The organism is Gordonia jinhuaensis, from assembly GCF_014639795.1.
In the GTDB taxonomy this organism is placed as follows: Bacteria; Actinomycetota; Actinomycetes; order Mycobacteriales; family Mycobacteriaceae; genus Gordonia_B; species Gordonia_B jinhuaensis.
This window is the reverse complement of record NZ_BMGC01000006.1, coordinates 170360-187820: the sequence shown is the minus strand read 5'-3', so window position 1 is coordinate 187820 and position 17461 is coordinate 170360. Positions and strand designations below refer to the sequence as shown.

Sequence of the window (17461 nt, the reverse complement as noted above, 5' to 3'; positions counted from 1 at the left end):
GAGAGCGTGGAGATGATCGGCAAATCGACGGGTGACAGCGAACTGCGCAGGCTCATCGGCCCGGCGGTGGAGAGCATCGACGATCCCGACGACCTGCGCGATCTGCTCCAGGCGGTTCTCGAGGTGGGCTCGGGTCTCGACCTGGAGATCACCCTGCAGAAGATCGTCGATGTGGCCGCACGGGTCCTCGACGCGACATACGGGGCGCTGGGCGTGCGTGGCCCCGACAACGACCTCAGTGCCTTCGTCTACACCGGTCTGACCCCGGCGCAACGCGAGCGGATGGGACGGCTTCCGGTGGGCCGCGGCATCCTCGGCGAAGTCCTCACACATCCGCAGGTCCAGCGCATCGACCGGATCGGCGAACACCCCGCCTCGGTCGGTTTCCCGCCCAACCATCCGCCCATGTCGACCTTCCTGGGTGCGCCGATTCTCATCCGCGGCGACGTCTTCGGCAGCATCTACCTCACCGAGAAGCGGGCGGGAGCCCGATTCACCGAACGTGACGAATCAGTGATCCTGGTGATGTCGGCCGCCGCGGCGATCGCGGTGGACAATGCGCGTCTGTTCCGCGCGGCACAGACCCGCCATCGCTGGATGCAACTGGTCGCCAAGCGGGGCTCCGAACCGCTGGCCGGGATCGCACTGGCCGACACGCTCACCCACATCTGTTCCGACGTCTCGGCACTGACCGGCGCCCAGGACGTGGTGATCCTCACCGTCGACGACGAGCGCGGCACGGTCATCGGGCACGCCGGCTCCCCGGTCGACGAGGTGATCCGGATCCCGTCGGATGTGGTGGGGGACGAGCCGATCGCGGTACTGCCCGCGGATTCCATCGAGTACTTCGGGGCCGACCCGCAGGTGCGCTGGTTGACCGTCCTGCAGCTGACGCGTGCGTCGGGCCCGTTCGGTCTGCTGGTGAGCACCCATGTCGACAAACCGCACTGGCGCCCCGAGGAGAATGCCGGGATGGCCGCGGTCGCAGAGGTGACGTCGCTGGCCGTGGTCTACGCCGACCAGCAGTCGCTGGCCCGCGACATGGAACTGCTGTCTGACCGTCATCGCATCGCCCGCGACCTGCACGACCATGTGATCCAGCGATTGTTCGCCACCGGCATGTCGCTGCAGACGACGCTGGCGGCACTGCCCGAGGATGCGCCGGTCGCCACGTCGATCGAGCAGGTGGTCGGTGATCTCGACCGGACGATCGAGGAGATCCGCACCGCCATCTTCGATCTGAACTCGGGTGCCAAGAATGCGCAGAACACCTCGACCACGCTGCGCAGGCGGGTACTCGACACCGTCACCGAACTCGCCGCACGTGCGCAGAACGCACCGACCGTCCGCTTCCGCGGCCCGGTTGACACGCTGGTGCCCGCCGCGCTGGGCCCGCATATCGACGCGGTGCTGCGCGAGGGGCTCAGCAATGCGCTGCGGCATGCGCACGCGCGGTATATCGAGGTGACGGTCGCCGCCGACGATGTGCTGAGTCTCGAGATCGCTGACGACGGCGTCGGGATCCCTTCGGACGCACAGTATTCCGGACTCGGGAATCTTTCTCAGCGGGCTGAGGAGTGCGATGGCACATTCACGGTGTCCAGCTCACTGTCGGGCACGGTGCTGCTGTGGGAGGTTCCGCTCTACACCTGAGCGACCAGTTCCGTTCTCGGGCAACGGGAGTCGCCTCCGAGTGCCAGTCGCCTCCGAGTGATCGAGTCTCCGCGCGCCAGAGTCCGGCGTCTCAGTCGTGTACGGCGGCCGGTGCAGCCTCAGACGTGGTGGGAGTCGTTGAGTTTGGTGGCCATCACCGCGACCTGGGTCCGCCGCTGCAGATCCAGCTTGGCGAGGATGCGCGAGACGTAGTTCTTGACCGTCTTCTCCGCGAGGAACATCCGCGCGCCGATCTCCCGGTTGGTCAGGCCCTCGCCGATGAGAGCGAACACCTCGCGCTCCTGGCGGGTCAGCTCGGCGAGCGGGTCGACATGCTCGGTGCGTTCGCGCAACCGTTCCATCAGCGCCGAGGTGCTGCGCGGGTCGAGCAGCGATCCGCCCCGACCGACGGTGCGCACCGCGGTCACCAGGTTGTGGCCGAGGATCTGCTTGAGAACGAAACCCGAGGCTCCGGCCATCACCGCGGCCATCAACGCCTCGTCGTCGGCGTAGGAGGTGAGCATCAGGCAGTGCACGCCGGGTAGCCGGTTGCGGATCTCCCGGCACAGCTCCACGCCGGAGCCGTCGGGCAGACGTACGTCGAGAACGGCCACATCGGGTCGGGTGGCTGCGATCCCCACCATCGCCTCGGCGACGGTGGCCGCTTCGCCCACCACCGAGATGTCGTCGGCGGTGCCGAGTAGGTCACGCAATCCACGCCGCACCAGCTCGTGGTCGTCGACCAGGAATGTGGAGATGGTCCGCTGGCCGCCCGGCGCGGTCGGGCGAGCGTTCGAAGTGGGACCTTGGGGACGGCGACCGTTCATGTACTCACGATAACGCCGGGTACGCCCGACACCAGAGAGTCAGGACCTTGGACCCACGCCTGCCACGAGCGCGACGAGAAGGGTTGTGGTCGAACGTGTGCAGGGATCGACCACTGCAGGGGATCGACGGTATGGAGGGCGTACTCGATGACACTTCTCGAACACCAGATGAGCGGTGCTGACCTACTGCGAGAACTGCTGCCGCTGTGCGAGTCGGAAGTCGACCGCCACATGACGATGACCAAGGATTGGCATCCGCACGACTACGTCCCGTGGGATGACGGCCGCAACTTCGCCGCACTCGGCGGCATCGACTGGGATCCGTGGCAGTCGAAACTCACCGACGCGGCCAAGGCTGCGATGATCACCAACCTGCTCACCGAGGACAACCTGCCGTCCTATCACCGCGTGATCGCCGAGAACTTCTCGCTCGACGACGCGTGGGGTTTCTGGGTGGGGCGGTGGACGGCCGAGGAGATGCGCCACTCGACGGTGATGCGTGACTATCTGGTGGTGACCCGCGGGGTCGATCCGGTGGAGCTCGAGACCGTCCGGATGGCGCATATGACCACCGGGTTCAACCCGATTCCCGACGACGACGGGCAGCGCGACCACTCCATCGACATGCTCTATGCGGTGGCCTATGTGAGCTTCCAGGAGCTGGCCACGCGGGTGTCGCACCGCAACACAGGCAAGGAGTGCGGGGACCCGATCGCCGACCGGATGCTGGCGCGGGTGGCCGCCGACGAGAACCTGCACATGCTCTTCTATCGCAACATCGTCGCCGGTGCGCTCGACGTGGTTCCCGACGAGGCGATGCGCGCCATCTACGGCGTGGTCTCCAATTTCCGGATGCCGGGTTCGGAGATGCCGGGGTTCCGGCGTAACGCTCTGCTCATCGCCAAGGCCGGGGTGTACGACCTGCCGCAGCATCTGACCGAGGTGATCAACCCGGTGCTGCGCAAGTGGCGGGTGTTCGAGCGCGAGGACTTCGGCCCGGAGGGCGAGATGTACCGCGAGAAGCTCGCGGAGTTCCTCGCCCACCTCGAGGGCAAGGTCGAACACTTCGAGCGCACCCGCGCCCGCATGCTCGCGCGCGAGGCGAGGGCAGCGCGGTGACGGCCGTGACCGGATCCCCTGACCTGTGGGCCGACGATCTCGGGACGCACCGATCTATCGGCGCGAACACCGAGGTGGGCGGCGTGCCGGACGCTGCCGGCGCGCATGACGACTTCGACGCCGCGATCACGATGGCCGAGGCGGCCGCCTGCGGCAATGTGAGCTGGTGGAACGAGGCGCGCCGATCGGCCGGCGACCCGTCGGGCGCGGAGTTCCGCTCGTCACAGCTGCTTGCGGCCCTCATCGTCGACAGCGCGCACCGTAACGGGATGACCGTCGCCGACGTCTGGTCGCAGATCCGCCGACACCGCTGTCTGCCCTAACCCCTGTCTGCCCTAACCGCTGGGGCGCCGACGCCGCCGGTGATGGGTACGGTCTGTGCATGCCCGATGCACCTGCGGACCCTGCCCGCCCGCTCGTTCCCGAACCCGCATACGACCACTATCTGGTCGGCTTGGACCTGCGCGATCGCGATGTGGTGATCGTGGGCGGCGGATCGGTCGCCCAGCGTCGCCTCGGCACGTTGGTCGCGGCTGGGGCGAACGTGACGGTGGTCGCGATCCAGCCCACCCCCGCCGTCGAATCCCATGCCGGAGTGCGGGTGGTCAACCGGGCGTACCGCACCGGTGACCTCGATGGTGCCTGGTATGCGATGGCGGCCACCGACGACCCGGAGGTCAACGCGCAGGTGGTCGCCGACGCGGAGGCCGCCCACATCTTCTGTGTGCGTGCCGACGAGGCGCGCCGTGGCACCGCGGTGACACCCGCATCGGTGCGTCGTGACGGGTTCAACGTCGGTGTGCTGGCCTCCGGGGATCATCGGCGCTCGGCTGCGCTGCGCCGGGCGATCGCCGCCGGACTCGGCGACGGCACCCTGGCCGCGGCACCCGAGGGACATCATGCGGCCGGTGTCGCGCTGGTCGGGGGAGGGCCCGGTGACCCGGAGCTGATCACCGTGCGCGGGCGTCGGCTGCTCGCCGAGGCCGATGTGGTGGTCGCCGACCGGCTCGGGCCGGCGTCGCTGCTCGACGAGCTGGGGCCGACCGTCGAGATCATCGACGCGGCCAAGGTGCCCTACGGACGGGCCATGCGGCAGGAGGCCATCAACGACGTCCTTGTCGAGCGCGCCCGCGCCGGCAAGTTCGTGGTGCGTCTCAAGGGCGGTGACCCCTTCGTCTACGGCCGCGGCTTCGAGGAGCTGATCGCCTGTGTCGAGGCGGGCGTGCCGGTGACCGTGGTGCCCGGTATCACCAGTGCGATCGCCGGGCCGGCCGCCGCCGGCATCCCCGTCACCCATCGCGCGGTCACCCACGAGGTGGTCGTCGTCTCCGGACACGTGGCGCCGGATCATCCGGATTCACTCGTCGACTGGAATGCTCTGGGTGCCTTGCGCGGCACGGTCGTGATCATGATGGGGGTGGAACGGCTGGCGCAGTTCGCCGACGCACTCATCGCCGGCGGCCGTGATTCAGCCACCCCCGTCGCGATGATCGAGAACGCCTCCACCTCGCGCCAGCGCACCCTGCGGGCAACGCTGCACACCGCCGCCGAGGTGGCCCGGACAGAGGATCTGCGCCCACCGGCGATCGTGGTAGTCGGTGACGTCGCCGCATTCGACGCCGCCTCCGGCACCACCGGCGGGGAGCGCAGCGACGGCGTCGGGGACCGGTCAGCATCGGAGCCGGGCATGGAGACGGACCCGGCGGCACGGTAGCGTCGAAGTCCATGGCGACATCACGACAGTCGGCTTCGTCGCCCCGCGAGGCGTCGGGAATGTCCGATGCGAACCGCGGCGGTCAGCAGATGCCGACGGGTACCGAGACCAAGGTCTTCGGGCTCCCGATCTTCGTGCTCGGCGGGATGCAGCTGCTGCTGGTTCTCGACGGCACCGTCGCCGCGCTCGCGTTGCCCCGGATTCGCGACTCGCTGCACCTCAACGAATCGGGCGGCAACTGGATCATCACCGCCTACGTGCTCGCCTTCGGTGGTCTGATGCTCCTCGGCGGACGGCTGGGCGACACCTTCGGACGCCGGCGCATGTTCGTGCTCGGTGTGTCGATGTTCACCGTGACCTCGCTGCTGTGCGGACTGGCCTGGGATCCCTACAGTCTCATCGCCGGCCGTGCCCTGCAGGGGGTGGCCGCGGCCATCGCCGCGCCGACCGCGATGGCGCTGGTCGCCACCACGTACGCACCGGGTAAACCCCGGTCGCAGGCGTTCGCCATCTACGCGGCGATGACCGGCATCGGATCGGTGGCCGGTCTGATCGCCGGCGGCGTGCTCACCGAGTTCTCGTGGCGGCTGGTGTTCCTCATCAACGTGCCCATCGGGGTGTTCGTCGCTGTCGGCGGGCTGAAATGTCTCCGCGAGTCGCAGGGCGAGCGGATGTCGCTGGACGTCGCCGGGGCCGTCAGCGCGACCCTGGGCAGTGTGCTGCTGGTCCTGGCCATCAACGAGGGCCCCAGCCGAGGCTGGGGCGATCCGGTGGTCATCGCATCGTTCGTGCTCGCTCTGATCGCCTTCGTGGCCTTCGTGGTGGTCGAGCGCGGAGCCAAGAACCCGATCCTGCCGTTCTCGCTGTTCCGCAATGTCAGTCGGGTGGCGGCACTCGTGGCGATCCTGTTCTCCTCGGCGATCATGATGTGTATGGCGGTCTACATCGCCCAGTACCTGCAGGGCATCGCCGGGTACAGCCCGTTGCAGAGCGGTCTGTCGGTGGTCCCGTTCGCCTTTGGGCTCGGCGTCGCCGCGGCCATCGCCTCGAAACTCGCCCTGATGGTCGCGCCGCGGTGGCTGGTGATCGTGGGCGGCCTGATCCTGTTCGCCGGATGTCTCTACGCCTCGACGGTGCCCGAGAGCCGCGCATCGTATTTCCCGGCGATCGGCATCACCGTGGTGGTCATCGGCTTCGGTGTGGGCTTCGCGGTGATCCCGCTGACCCTCTCGGCTGTTGCCGGGGTGTCACCGCGCGAGATCGGCCCGCTCACCGCGCTCGCACAGGTCGCCCAGGAACTCGGGGGTGCGGTGGGACTGGTGATCGTGGGTGCGGTGGTCACCTCCCGCACGCTCGCGCGAGGTGGCACGACCGGCCCGGTCGACGAGATGAACTCCGACCAGATCTCGGCCCTCGCCGACGGCTACGGGCTGGCATTCCTGTGCTGCGCGATCATCGCGATCATCGCCGGGGTGGTGGTGCTGTTCATGCGTTTCACCCCCGCCGACGTCGCCGAGGGGCAGGCCGCCCAGGAGGCCGCGAACGCCGGCGAGGTCGACTGAGTCAAGCCGCCCGGGATCAACTGGTCGGCGACGCGACACGGCGACGCGGTCAGTCGGTGAGGATCACCAGCTCGACCGGCGAGGCGATCTCGACGCGTTGACCGCCGTCGGAGACCACGGCCGCCAGTGTGTTGATGTCGGCCACCGTGCGACGGGTGGTCACCAGTGACCGGGCGGCCAGACCCTTGTGATGCTTGTTGAAGTGACTGACCACCGAACGCGAGCCGTCGGGTTTCTCCGTGAGCACGGTCGCGGTGACCGCACCGGGTACCGGGCCGAGCTGCTGGTAGATGCCCGAGCGCAGATCGACCACGAAATCGTCGACACCGGCCAGTGCGGCGCTGAGGTCGCGCTTCCACAGCGAGGTGAGCGTCGGTAGGCCCGGCAGCTTCGAGCCGCCCGACAATCGGTACGACGGGATCATGTCGCCCGCACGCACGATGCCGAACAGTGCCGACCCGATCGCGAGCCGATCGGTGGCCTTGGCCTTGCCGGCACGGGTCAGCGAGGAGTAGTCCAGCGCGTCGTAGAGGACGCCGGTGTATCGCGTGATCGCCGGTGTCGTCGGCGCGTCCCACAGGTCGGCGTTGCGCTCGATCTCGGCGAGCTGTGTGGGCCCCAGGCCCAACGCGGCGCTGCTGGCGTCGAGGTCTGACGACAGATCCACCAGCGCGTCGAGGAGCTGTTTACGGATCGGGGTGAGTTCGGGCAGCCACAGGTCTTCGAGCCGGATCGGGGCGCCTCGGCCGCCATCGGATTTCGTCTCGGACGGGGGGAGGAGAACGCGCACGCGTGACAGCGTAGCCGCGGAACGGCTCAGCGCACCGGGGGACCACCACCGGCGGATGTGCGGGTGATTAAGCTCATCTGTCGTGATCACACGCATGTCGACCCTGTTCCTGCGGACTCTGCGCGAGGACCCCGCCGACGCCGAGGTGCCCAGCCACAAGCTGCTGGTGCGCGCCGGCTACGTCCGCCGGGTCGCACCCGGCGTGTACAGCTGGCTGCCGCTGGGCCTGCGGGTGCTGCGCGCGGTGGAGAACATTGTGCGTGAGGAGATGAACGCCATAGGCGGACAAGAGATCTCGTTGCCCGCACTGCTGCCGCGCGACCCCTACGAGGTGACCGGTCGATGGAACGAGTACGGCGACGCGCTGTTCCGTCTGCAGGACCGCAAGGGCAATGACATGCTCCTGGGCCCCACCCACGAGGAACTCTTCGCGCTGTTGGTGCGGGGCGAGTACTCCTCCTACAAGGATCTGCCCGTCACGCTCTACCAGATCCAGACCAAGTACCGCGACGAGGAGCGCCCCCGTGCCGGGATCCTGCGCGGTCGCGAATTCGTGATGAAGGACTCGTACTCCTTCGACCTCGACCAGGACGGTGCGGCCGCGTCGTATCAGGCACACCGCGGTGCCTACCAGGCGATCTTCGATCGGCTCGGCGTGAAGTACGTGATCGTCAAGGCGACCTCCGGCGCGATGGGCGGCAGCGCCTCCGAGGAGTTCCTCGCCGACAGCGAGGTGGGGGAGGACACCTACGTCCGCAGCATCGAGACCGGATACGCCGCCAATGTCGAAGCGGTGATCACCCCGGTCCCCGACGCGATCGCGATCGAGGGACAGCCGGCGGCACAGGTCTACGAAACCGGCTCCACGCCGACCATCGCCACACTGGTCGACTGGGCCAACGCGACGCTCGACCGTACGGTCACCTCGGCCGACACACTCAAGAACATTCTGGTGAAAGTCCGTGCCCCGGGCAAGGATTGGCAGATCATGGGCATCGGCATCCCCGGTGACCGCGATGTCGACATGAAGCGGCTCGAGGCATCGCTGGAACCGGCGGAGGTCGCGCTGCTCGACGACGCAGATTTCGCCAAGACGCCCGAACTCGTGCGTGGTTACATCGGTCCCGCAGGTGTCAAGAATGCCGGTGGCACCTACCTGGTGGACCCTCGCGTGGTCTCGGGTACGCGCTGGATCACCGGCGCCGACGAGCAGGGCAAGCATGTGGTCGATCTGGTCGCCGGCCGGGATTTCGAGCCGGACGGCACGATCGAGGCGGCCGAGGTCCGCGATGGTGACCTCACCCCCGACGGCACCGGAACGCTGCTGTCGGCCAAGGGAATCGAGATCGGTCACATCTTCCAGCTCGGCACCAAGTACACCGACGCCTTCGAGGTCGACGTGCTCGGTGAAACCGGCAAGCCGGTGCGCTTGATCCAGGGCTCCTACGGTGTGGGCGTCTCGCGACTGGTCGCCGTGATCGCCGAGCAGTGCCACGACGACAAGGGACTGCGCTGGCCGAAGTCGGTGACCCCCTACGACGTCCACCTCGTGATCGCCGGCAAGGATGCCGCCGTCGTGGAGGGCGCCGAGAAGCTCGCCGCCGATCTCGACGCCGCCGGCCTGTCGGTGCTGATCGATGACCGCAAGGCCTCACCGGGCGTGAAATTCAAGGACGCCGAACTCCTGGGCATGCCCGCTGTGGTGGTGGTGGGCCGTGGATTCGCCGGCGGCACCGTGGAGATCCGTGACCGGTTCGCCGGCACCGCCGAGGAGGTCCCGGTGGCCGAAGCGGTCGCGATACTCAGCGCGCGCTGAGGTCTCGCGGCCCTCGCGCTGCGGTCACTCGCCGGGTGTGCCGGGCAGCGCGGTGGTCGCCGGTGAGATCCGCAGCACCAGACGCCAATTGGCGGCGCGGATCGCGCAGTCGCGCAGACCGTCGATTCCGATCCGGCGGTCGTCGGACTCGGCGGCCTGTTCGATGAGTGAGCGATAGGCCACGCAGCACTGCTCCTCGGCGGCCAGTGCTGCGCGGTAGCCGGTGATCGAGTCGGTCACCGCGACCGGCAGTGTGTAGCCGGCGGCGGCCTCGGGGACGGCCTGTCCCGCGTCGGTGAGGCGGCGTATCAGTGCATCCCGCAGGGCGCGGTGTGCGGCGGTGGCCGCGGCGATGTCGGTGCGCCGCGAATCGGCCGCATAGGCGGCGACGATCCCGTAGGTGAAGACCGCCGCGTACTCCGCGTTCAGTGCGACAGCCAGTGCGCGAGAGGTGGATTGGTTCATGGCAGCTGCACCTTCGCCGCGCAGTCCAAGGCCACGCTGATCGATCCGAGCAGGCCGGCGACGTAGCCGTTCTGGGTGACCGCGAGGTCTGCGGTCGTGCGCGCTTGTGTCGACAGGCGTGTCCGGAACGAGTCGATGTCAGGCTGGGCCGGTGAGCCGGTCGGGGCGCTCGGCGACGGTGACGCCGAATAGTCGTCGGGGTGCAGCCGTGCGATCTCCTCCTCGAGCAGGCGGGCGTGGATGCGGCGCTCGTCGGCGATGACGGTCAGGGCGGCCGTGCGGTCAGGGTTGGTCGCGATGAGTGACTGCGCGTCATCGGCGTCGGCGAGTGCGGACTGCGCGAAGGGAACCAGCTCTTCGGCGGTCTTCTGCTCGGCCGACTTGCCCGCGGCACCGCAGGCGGTGAGTGCCGGGATCACACCCCCCGCAGCGAAGAGGGCCGCGCCGTAGGCGGTGCCGCGCAGCACGCTGCGCCGGTCGAGCGCAGTATTCGCATCCGGTGACCGAAGGGCCGGTGACCGGGGGACGCGGGAGCCTCGAACAGGAGAGGGCGGAACCGGTGCGCTCACCTGCGCGCTCGGATCGATCTGGACGCTGGGCACAGCTGACCATCCTGCCAGTAGGTCGGCGTCCGGCCGGGGATCCGGGGCGAGAGTGTCCGAATCCGGTGTCCGCTCGGGTTAAGCTGTACGTCGTTCACCGGCTGCGCATGCATCGATCGAACGCACACCAGCCGAGCCGGCGCCCTGGCTCGTGAGCCTTGACGGCTTGCGACCGGGCAGCCGATACACGAGGGAAGACGAACTGAACACGACAACTGAACAAGGGGAGTCACTCATGCCCGTCACCAGTGCGGAGATCGCCGATGCCGTCGGCGGCATCGTCGCCGAGCACGGATTCGACCTCGAGGACGTCGACGTGTCGTGGGCCGGTCCGAAGTCGCGCGTCGTACTGACCGTCGACCGTGACGGCGGCAGCGGTCTCGACGATCTCGCGGAACTGTCGCGGACGATCTCGGCCGCCATCGACGACGACCCCCGCTGGGGGCAGACCCCCTTCACGCTGGAGGTCACCTCCCCCGGCGTCGACCGCCCGCTCACCGCCCCACGACACTGGCGCCGCGCCCAGGGGCGTCCGGTCACCATCCGCCGCACCGACGGCGGTGCGCTCACCGCCCGGATCGGGCGCTTGCAGGCCGATGAGGCCGCGGTCGAACTCGTGGTGCGTGAGCGGACCGGACCGTCGATCAGACTGCTCCCGCTCGCCGACGTCGACCGCGCTGTGGCCGGTGTGGACTTCCGTCCGCCATCGGCCGCCGAGCTCGAACTGAGCGGGGTGGCTCCGGTCGAGCCGGCAGATTCCCCTCCGGAGGTCGACTCCCTCGGCGAGGCGGACACCGCAGACACAGGCATCGACGACATCGACGCCGGCGTCGACGCCACCGGGGGTCCGGGACTGCTTTCTGCAGACGACCCCGAGCAGTCAGACATCAGAGGCCAGGAGAGGAAAGAGAACAAATGAATATCGACATCACCGCGTTGCGCATGATCGAGGCCGACAAGGGCATCCCGATCGAGACGGTGATCACGGCGATCGAGACGGCGCTGTTGACCGCCTACCGGCACACCGAGGGTAACGAGCCCAGCGCGCGTGTGGACGTCAACCGCAAGACCGGTGAGGTGCGGGTGATGGCCCAGCAGCTCGACGACTACGGCGACGTGGTCTCCGAGTGGGACGACACGCCCGAGGGCTTCGGGCGCATCGCCGCCACCACCGCGCGTCAGGTGATCCTGCAGCGGCTGCGGGATGCGGAGAACGAGAAGAGCTTCGGCGAGTACGTGACCCATGAGGGCGAGATCGTCGGTGGTGTGGTCCAGCAGGACACGCGGGCCAACGCGCGCGGCATGGTCGTGGTGCGCATCGGATCGGAGGCCAACGGCGCCGAGGGCATCATCCCGGCCGCCGAACAGGTTCCCGGTGAAACCTACAAACACGGCGACCGCATCAAGTGCTACGTCGTCGGTGTCACGCGCGGCACCCGCGGCCCGCAGATCACGTTGTCGCGGACCCACCCGAACCTCGTCAAGAAACTGTTCTCGCTGGAGGTCCCCGAGATCGAGGACGGATCGGTGGAGATCCGCGCGGTCGCCCGCGAGGCCGGACACCGCTCGAAGATCGCCGTGTACACCACGGTCCCGGGACTCAACGCCAAAGGCGCATGCATCGGGCCGATGGGCCAGCGAGTGCGTAACGTGATGAGTGAACTGGCCGGGGAGAAGATTGACATCATCGACTACGACCCGGATCCGGCGGTGTTCGTCGCCAACGCGCTGAGCCCGTCCAAGGTGGTCTCGGTGTCGGTGATCGATCCCGAGGCCCGCGCGGCGCGGGTGGTGGTTCCCGACTACCAGCTGTCACTGGCGATCGGCAAGGAAGGGCAGAACGCCCGACTGGCGGCCCGCCTGACCGGCTGGCGCATCGATATCCGGTCGGATTCGGACACGTCGCCGGATGCGACACCGGCTGCCGGGTGAGCGCTCGCGACACGCGACGAGCGCCGGGTTTGCGCGGGGCGGTAGACTCGCCGATGGTTCATGACACGCTGCCCGACGATGTCCCGATCCGTACGTGTATCGGGTGCAGGCGGCGTGCTGCGGTCCCGGATCTGATCCGGGTCGCAGCGGTGGTGGATCGCGATCCCGGTGTCCAGACGGCACCGCGGGTGGTGGTCGACCAGCGGCGGACCATGCCGGGGCGAGGTGCCTGGCTGCATCCGTCGGAGGACTGTCTGTCCTCCGCGGTACGGCGCAGGGCGTTCGCAACGGCGTTACGTGTCGGAGGCCTGGCCGTCGACACCCAGGCGATCGGACGAGAGCTCGACCGCATCGCACGTGAGAGAAATGGATCGAAGGAGGCAGCCGAATGATCGGCCGTACCCCGACATCCACGAGGAACAGGTAGCAGAAGACATGAGCACACCGTGAAGTCTCCACGATGAGCACGTATCGGATGTAAACCGAGGTCGCGCGGGCCACCCCGCTCGGCCTCATAGTGAGGAGAGCAGTGGCAGGCAAGGCCCGCGTGCACGAGTTGGCCAAAGAACTCGGCGTCACGAGCAAAGAAGTGCTCGCACGTCTGAGTGAGCAAGGCGAATTCGTCAAATCAGCGTCGTCGACGGTCGAAGCACCGGTCGCGCGACGTCTTCGGGAGTCATTCCCGCAATCAGGATCAACTGGGTCCGGATCGACACAGAAGTCCGGATCCTCCAACGGCAACGGGTCGGCCCCGAAGCCGGGCGGCAACCGTCCGGCTCGTTCGGCGACCCCGGGTTCTGTGGCACCCAAGCCCGGCGCGACCTCGCGTCCGGTCCCGGGCGCCCGCGAGAACACCGCACCCGTAGCCTCGGCGAAGCCCGCCGCGTCGGCGGGCTCGGCCCCGGCGCAGTCGAGTGCCTCGGCGCCCGCGCAGTCAACCGGTGGCCCGACCCCCGGGCCGCGTCCGGCGGCTCGTCCGGCCCCGGCGAAGCCCGCGGCGCAGGCGCCGACGGCACAGCCCGACCAGTCGGCTCGGCCGGCCGCTGCGGCATCCTCGGATGCCCCGGTCGCCCCGCGTCCGGCACGTCCCGGACCCAAGCCGGGTCCGCGTACGCCGCGCGTCGGTAACAACCCGTATTCGAGTGCCCCTCGTCCGGCCGCACGTCCGGCTCCGGGGCAGGGCGGCAACCGTTCCGGTGGCGCGCCCGGTCGCGGTGCACCCGGTCAGGGCGGTCCGCGTCCGGCTCCGGGCCAGGGCGGTCCTCGCCCCAGCCCCGGCAGCATGCCCCCGCGCCCGAATCCGGGTGCGATGCCCGCTCGCGCGGCACGTCCGGGCCCCGGCGGTGCCGGCGGTCGTGGTCGTCCGGGTCAGGGCGGCGGTGCAGGTCGCGGCGGCGGCGGTGGCGGTGGCTACCGCGGTGGCGGCGGTGCGCCTGCGGGCGGCGCTCCCGCTGGTGGCGGCTTCCGTGGTCGTCCCGGTGGTGGCGGCGGACGCGGTCGCGGCGGTGCCGCGGGTGCGTTCGGACGTCCCGGTGGTGCCCCTCGCAAGGGTCGCAAGTCCAAGCGTCAGAAGCGCCAGGAATACGACTCGATGCAGGCGCCGTCGGTCGGCGGTGTCCGGCTGCCACGCGGCAACGGTGAGGTCATCCGCCTCGCCCGTGGCGCGTCGCTGAGCGACTTCGCCGAGAAGATCGACGCGAATCCGGCATCGTTGGTGCAGGCGTTGTTCAACCTCGGCGAGATGGTCACGGCGACCGAGTCGGTCAACGACGAGACGCTGGAGCTGCTCGGCGGCGAGATGAACTACACCGTCCAGGTCGTCAGCCCTGAGGACGAGGACCGTGAGCTGCTCGACAGCTTCGATCTGTCCTACGGCGAGGACGAAGGCGGCGAAGAGGATCTCGAGCAGCGTCCGCCCGTGGTCACCGTCATGGGTCACGTCGACCACGGCAAGACCCGACTGCTGGACACGATCCGTAAGGCCAACGTCCGTGAGGGCGAGGCCGGTGGCATCACCCAGCACATCGGCGCCTACCAGGTCGACACCGACCTCAACGGCGATCACCGTCTGATCACCTTCATCGACACCCCGGGTCACGAGGCGTTCACCGCCATGCGTGCCCGTGGTGCCAAGGCGACCGACATCGCCGTGCTCGTGGTCGCCGCCGACGACGGCGTCATGCCGCAGACGGTGGAGGCGGTGAACCACGCACAGGCCGCAGATGTGCCGATCGTGGTCGCGGTCAACAAGATCGACAAGGAGGGCGCGGATCCGCAGAAGATCCGTGGCCAGCTCACCGAATACGGGCTCATCCCCGAGGAGTACGGCGGCGACACCATGTTCGTCGACATCTCCGCACGGGAGGGCACCAACATCGAGCAGCTCCTCGAGGCGATCCTGCTCACCGCGGACGCCGCGCTCGACCTGCGTGCCAATCCGGACATGGACGCCCAGGGTGTCGCCATCGAGGCGCATCTGGACCGCGGCCGTGGCCCGGTGGCGACCGTGCTCATCCAGCGCGGAACGCTGCGTGTGGGTGATTCGGTGGTCGCCGGTGACGCCTACGGCCGCGTGCGTCGCATGGTCGACGAATACGGCGAGGACGTCGAAGAGGCGTTGCCGTCGCGACCGGTCCAGGTGATCGGTTTCACCTCGGTGCCCGGAGCCGGCGACAACCTGCTCGTGGTGGAGGAAGACCGCATTGCCCGGCAGATTGCCGACCGCCGCAATGCGCGCAAGCGCAACGCGCTGGCCGCACGCAGCCGCAAGCGGATCAGCCTGGAGGATCTGGACTCCGCACTCAAGGAGACCAGTCAGCTCAACCTGATCCTCAAGGGCGACAACTCCGGTACGGTCGAGGCCCTCGAAGAGGCATTGATGAACATCGATGTCGGCGACGAGGTGCAGCTGCGCGTCATCGACCGTGGCGTCGGTGGTGTCACCGAAACCAACGTCAACCTGGCGTCGGCCTCGGACGCGATCATCATCGGGTTCAACGTCCGCGCGGAGGGCAAGGCCACTGAGCTCGCCAACCGCGAGGGCGTCGACATCCGCTACTACTCGGTGATCTACCAGGCGATCGACGAGATCGAGAGCGCGCTCAAGGGCATGCTCAAGCCGGTCTACGAAGAGGTGCAGCTCGGCCGCGCCGAGATCCGCGCGATCTTCCGGTCGTCGAAGGTCGGCAACATCGCCGGTTGCCTCGTGCAGTCGGGCATCATGCGGCGCAACGCCAAGGCCCGCCTGCTGCGCGACAACGTGGTGGTCGCCGACAACATCACCATCTCGTCGCTGCGTCGCGAGAAGGATGACGTCACCGAGGTCCGCGAAGGCTACGAATGTGGTCTCACGCTCACCTACAGCGACATCAAGGTCGACGACGTGATCGAGAGTTTCGAACTGCAGGAGAAGCCCAGGGACTGATCCCTGTGTTCCGCCCGCCCCCTCTCGTGCCACGAGAGGGGGCGGGCGGACGGCTGTGCAGCCCGCATACTTTCAGCGAAGTGTTCGAAGCGAGGAGAAAGGACACGACCATGGTGGATACCGCTCGCGCGAACCGCTTGGCCAAGCGCATCAGTGCCATCGTCGCGACCGCCATCGGCGGCGAGATCAAGGATCCGCGACTACTCGGCGTCACCATCACCGACTGCCGGGTCTCCGGGGATCTGCATGACGCGACCCTGTACTACACGGTGATGGGGGCGTCGCTGGACACCGAACCCGATTACGAGGGTGCCGCCGCCGGCCTGGAGAAGGCCAAGGGGGCGTTGCGCTCGCTGGTCGGCGCTGGAACCGGTGTCCGTTTCACTCCCACGTTGACTTTTCAGCTCGACACCGTGCCTGACTCCGCGCGTCACATGGAAGAGCTGGTCGCCCGGGCCCGCGCCCAGGACGAACTGGTCGCCCGTCGGGCCCGCGAGGCGCGACCGGCCGGCGAGGCGGACCCGTACCGCCAGCCCGGCGAGCATGCTGATGCCGACCAGGGTCCGGCGGAGGACGGCGACCAGGTTGTCGACTGACACCCTGCCCGCCGATCTCGCGGCGGCGGCGAAGGTCATCGCCGCCGCCGACTCGGTGACGATCGTCTGTCACATCCGCCCCGACGCCGACACCGTCGGTTCGGCGCTGGCGCTGGCGTTGGCGCTGGACAAGCGCGGTACCCGTGTCGAGGTGGTCTACCCCGCGCAATGGGAACTCCCGGCCGCCCTCGCCGAGTTGCCCGGCAGCGAGATGCTGGCGGACTCGCCTGCTGACGGCGGGCATGCGGTGGTCGTCGCCGTGGACTGCGCGAGCCCCGAGCGGCTCGGCGAGCACGCCCAGATGGCCTCCGAGGCCGACGAATGCGTGGTCATCGATCATCACGCGTCCAACCCGGGCTTCGGAACTCGTCAGGTGATCGACCCGACCGCCGACTGCAGCGCAGAACTCGTCCTGGCGCTCGTCGAGGAACTCGACGTGGACGTCGACGTCGATATCGCGACGTGTGTCTACGCGGGACTGGTCACCGACACCGGCTCGTTCCGGTGGGCGCGGCCGCGTTCCTTCGATCTCGCCGCCCGGCTGCTGGCCCACGGTGTGGACGGTTCGGCGATCACGCGCCGGCTCATCGACACCCACCCGGTCGGCTGGCTGCAGATGGTCTCTCATGCGCTGGGTTCGGCCACCCTCGTCGCCGATGCCTTCGACGGCGCCGGACTCATCTATGCGGTGATCCGCCATGCCGACCTCGCCGATCTGGGCTGGGAAGAAGGCGAGAGCGTGATCGACGTGGTGCGCACGGTGGATGCCGCGGAGGTGGCCGTGGTGTTCAAGGAGGGCACACCCGGCGAATGGACGGTCAGCCTGCGATCCAAGAGCACGGTCGATCTCGTGCCGTTGGCGAACAGACTCGGCGGTGGCGGACATCCGCGTGCGTCGGGATACACCGTGTCCGGAACGGCCGATGAGGTCGTCGGACAGCTGCTCGGTGCCCTTGACTGA

Annotated in this window: 16 protein-coding genes; 12 read left to right on the top strand and 4 right to left on the bottom strand. The window is 68.5% G+C overall.

Annotated elements, in window-relative coordinates:
* The first annotated feature begins 12 nt into the window (after positions 1-12).
* Positions 13-1653 carry a GAF domain-containing sensor histidine kinase gene (locus tag IEW22_RS06785; RefSeq protein WP_188585824.1) on the top strand — a complete coding sequence of 547 codons (1641 nt, stop codon included), beginning with the start codon at positions 13-15 and terminating at the stop codon, positions 1651-1653.
* Between the two features lie 119 nt (positions 1654-1772).
* Here IEW22_RS06785 and IEW22_RS06780 read toward each other — a convergent pair whose 3' ends face one another.
* A complete protein-coding gene (locus IEW22_RS06780) occupies positions 1773-2480 on the bottom strand; it encodes a response regulator transcription factor (protein WP_188585823.1) in 708 nt (235 codons plus the stop codon).
* Between the two features lie 147 nt (positions 2481-2627).
* On the opposite strand from IEW22_RS06780, the gene IEW22_RS06775 reads away from it, so the two are divergent.
* The 4 genes from IEW22_RS06775 (at position 2628) to IEW22_RS06760 (ending at position 6875) form a co-directional block, all read left to right on the top strand.
* Positions 2628-3599, top strand: coding sequence for an acyl-ACP desaturase (locus tag IEW22_RS06775; protein ID WP_188585822.1), 972 nt, complete (start codon positions 2628-2630; stop codon positions 3597-3599).
* A gap of 5 nt (positions 3600-3604) precedes the next feature.
* On the top strand, positions 3605-3922 hold the full coding sequence (locus tag IEW22_RS06770) for a hypothetical protein (RefSeq protein WP_229742237.1): 318 nt from the start codon (positions 3605-3607) through the stop codon (positions 3920-3922).
* Positions 3923-3981: 59 nt separating this feature from the next.
* Complete coding sequence (gene cobA, locus IEW22_RS06765) at positions 3982-5313, top strand: uroporphyrinogen-III C-methyltransferase (protein ID WP_188585821.1); 1332 nt, start codon at positions 3982-3984, stop codon at positions 5311-5313.
* An 89-nt stretch (positions 5314-5402) separates the two neighbouring features.
* Entirely contained in the window at positions 5403-6875 is a 1473-nt protein-coding gene (locus IEW22_RS06760; RefSeq protein WP_188585867.1) for a DHA2 family efflux MFS transporter permease subunit, read from the top strand.
* 49 nt (positions 6876-6924) lie between these two features.
* On the opposite strand, the gene yaaA is transcribed toward IEW22_RS06760, so the two are convergent.
* The gene (gene yaaA / locus IEW22_RS06755) at positions 6925-7665 is read right to left on the bottom strand and encodes a peroxide stress protein YaaA (protein WP_229742236.1); all 741 of its coding nucleotides are present in this window, start codon (positions 7663-7665) and stop codon (positions 6925-6927) included.
* A 94-nt stretch (positions 7666-7759) separates the two neighbouring features.
* Here yaaA and IEW22_RS06750 point away from each other — a divergent pair, with 94 nt between their 5' ends.
* Positions 7760-9481 (top strand): proline--tRNA ligase, encoded by a 1722-nt coding sequence (locus IEW22_RS06750; RefSeq protein ID WP_188585866.1) that lies wholly within the window; start codon positions 7760-7762, stop codon positions 9479-9481.
* Between the two features lie 24 nt (positions 9482-9505).
* Here the strand turns inward: IEW22_RS06750 and IEW22_RS06745 are convergent, their stop codons facing one another.
* Positions 9506-9946, bottom strand: coding sequence for a ferritin-like domain-containing protein (locus IEW22_RS06745; RefSeq protein WP_188585819.1), 441 nt, complete (start codon positions 9944-9946; stop codon positions 9506-9508).
* Positions 9943-10548, bottom strand: a complete 606-nt coding sequence (locus IEW22_RS06740) for a hypothetical protein (RefSeq protein WP_229742235.1) — start codon at positions 10546-10548, stop codon at positions 9943-9945. The genes IEW22_RS06745 and IEW22_RS06740 overlap by 4 nt, the downstream gene beginning before the upstream one ends.
* A 235-nt stretch (positions 10549-10783) precedes the next feature.
* On the opposite strand from IEW22_RS06740, the gene rimP reads away from it, so the two are divergent.
* From rimP to IEW22_RS06710, 6 genes are all read left to right on the top strand, one after another.
* Positions 10784-11467, top strand: a complete 684-nt coding sequence (rimP, locus tag IEW22_RS06735) for a ribosome maturation factor RimP (RefSeq protein ID WP_188585818.1) — start codon at positions 10784-10786, stop codon at positions 11465-11467.
* Positions 11464-12480 carry a transcription termination factor NusA gene (gene nusA / locus IEW22_RS06730; protein WP_188585817.1) on the top strand — a complete coding sequence of 339 codons (1017 nt, stop codon included), beginning with the start codon at positions 11464-11466 and terminating at the stop codon, positions 12478-12480. The genes rimP and nusA overlap by 4 nt, the downstream gene beginning before the upstream one ends.
* Positions 12481-12533: 53 nt before the next feature.
* Positions 12534-12872 (top strand): YlxR family protein, encoded by a 339-nt coding sequence (locus tag IEW22_RS06725; protein ID WP_188585816.1) that lies wholly within the window; start codon positions 12534-12536, stop codon positions 12870-12872.
* 137 nt (positions 12873-13009) lie between these two features.
* On the top strand, positions 13010-15904 hold the full coding sequence (infB, locus tag IEW22_RS06720) for a translation initiation factor IF-2 (protein WP_188585815.1): 2895 nt from the start codon (positions 13010-13012) through the stop codon (positions 15902-15904).
* Positions 15905-16014: 110 nt separating this feature from the next.
* Positions 16015-16500 (top strand): 30S ribosome-binding factor RbfA, encoded by a 486-nt coding sequence (gene rbfA / locus IEW22_RS06715; protein WP_188585814.1) that lies wholly within the window; start codon positions 16015-16017, stop codon positions 16498-16500.
* Positions 16490-17461 carry a DHH family phosphoesterase gene (locus IEW22_RS06710; RefSeq protein ID WP_229742234.1) on the top strand — a complete coding sequence of 324 codons (972 nt, stop codon included), beginning with the start codon at positions 16490-16492 and terminating at the stop codon, positions 17459-17461. Before rbfA ends, IEW22_RS06710 begins: the two co-directional genes overlap by 11 nt.

Bases quoted from the DNA above. Each gene is read 5' to 3' on its own strand.
- IEW22_RS06785 (WP_188585824.1), top strand. From the start codon at position 13: ATGATCGGCAAATCGACGGGTGACAGCGAACTGCGCAGGCTCATCGGC.
- IEW22_RS06780 (WP_188585823.1), bottom strand. From the start codon at position 2,480: ATGAACGGTCGCCGTCCCCAAGGTCCCACTTCGAACGCTCGCCCGACC.
- IEW22_RS06775 (WP_188585822.1), top strand. From the start codon at position 2,628: ATGACACTTCTCGAACACCAGATGAGCGGTGCTGACCTACTGCGAGAA.
- cobA (WP_188585821.1), top strand. From the start codon at position 3,982: ATGCCCGATGCACCTGCGGACCCTGCCCGCCCGCTCGTTCCCGAACCC.
- IEW22_RS06760 (WP_188585867.1), top strand. From the start codon at position 5,403: ATGCCGACGGGTACCGAGACCAAGGTCTTCGGGCTCCCGATCTTCGTG.
- IEW22_RS06750 (WP_188585866.1), top strand. From the start codon at position 7,760: ATGTCGACCCTGTTCCTGCGGACTCTGCGCGAGGACCCCGCCGACGCC.
- IEW22_RS06745 (WP_188585819.1), bottom strand. From the start codon at position 9,946: ATGAACCAATCCACCTCTCGCGCACTGGCTGTCGCACTGAACGCGGAG.
- rimP (WP_188585818.1), top strand. From the start codon at position 10,784: ATGCCCGTCACCAGTGCGGAGATCGCCGATGCCGTCGGCGGCATCGTC.
- nusA (WP_188585817.1), top strand. From the start codon at position 11,464: ATGAATATCGACATCACCGCGTTGCGCATGATCGAGGCCGACAAGGGC.
- IEW22_RS06725 (WP_188585816.1), top strand. From the start codon at position 12,534: ATGGTTCATGACACGCTGCCCGACGATGTCCCGATCCGTACGTGTATC.
- rbfA (WP_188585814.1), top strand. From the start codon at position 16,015: ATGGTGGATACCGCTCGCGCGAACCGCTTGGCCAAGCGCATCAGTGCC.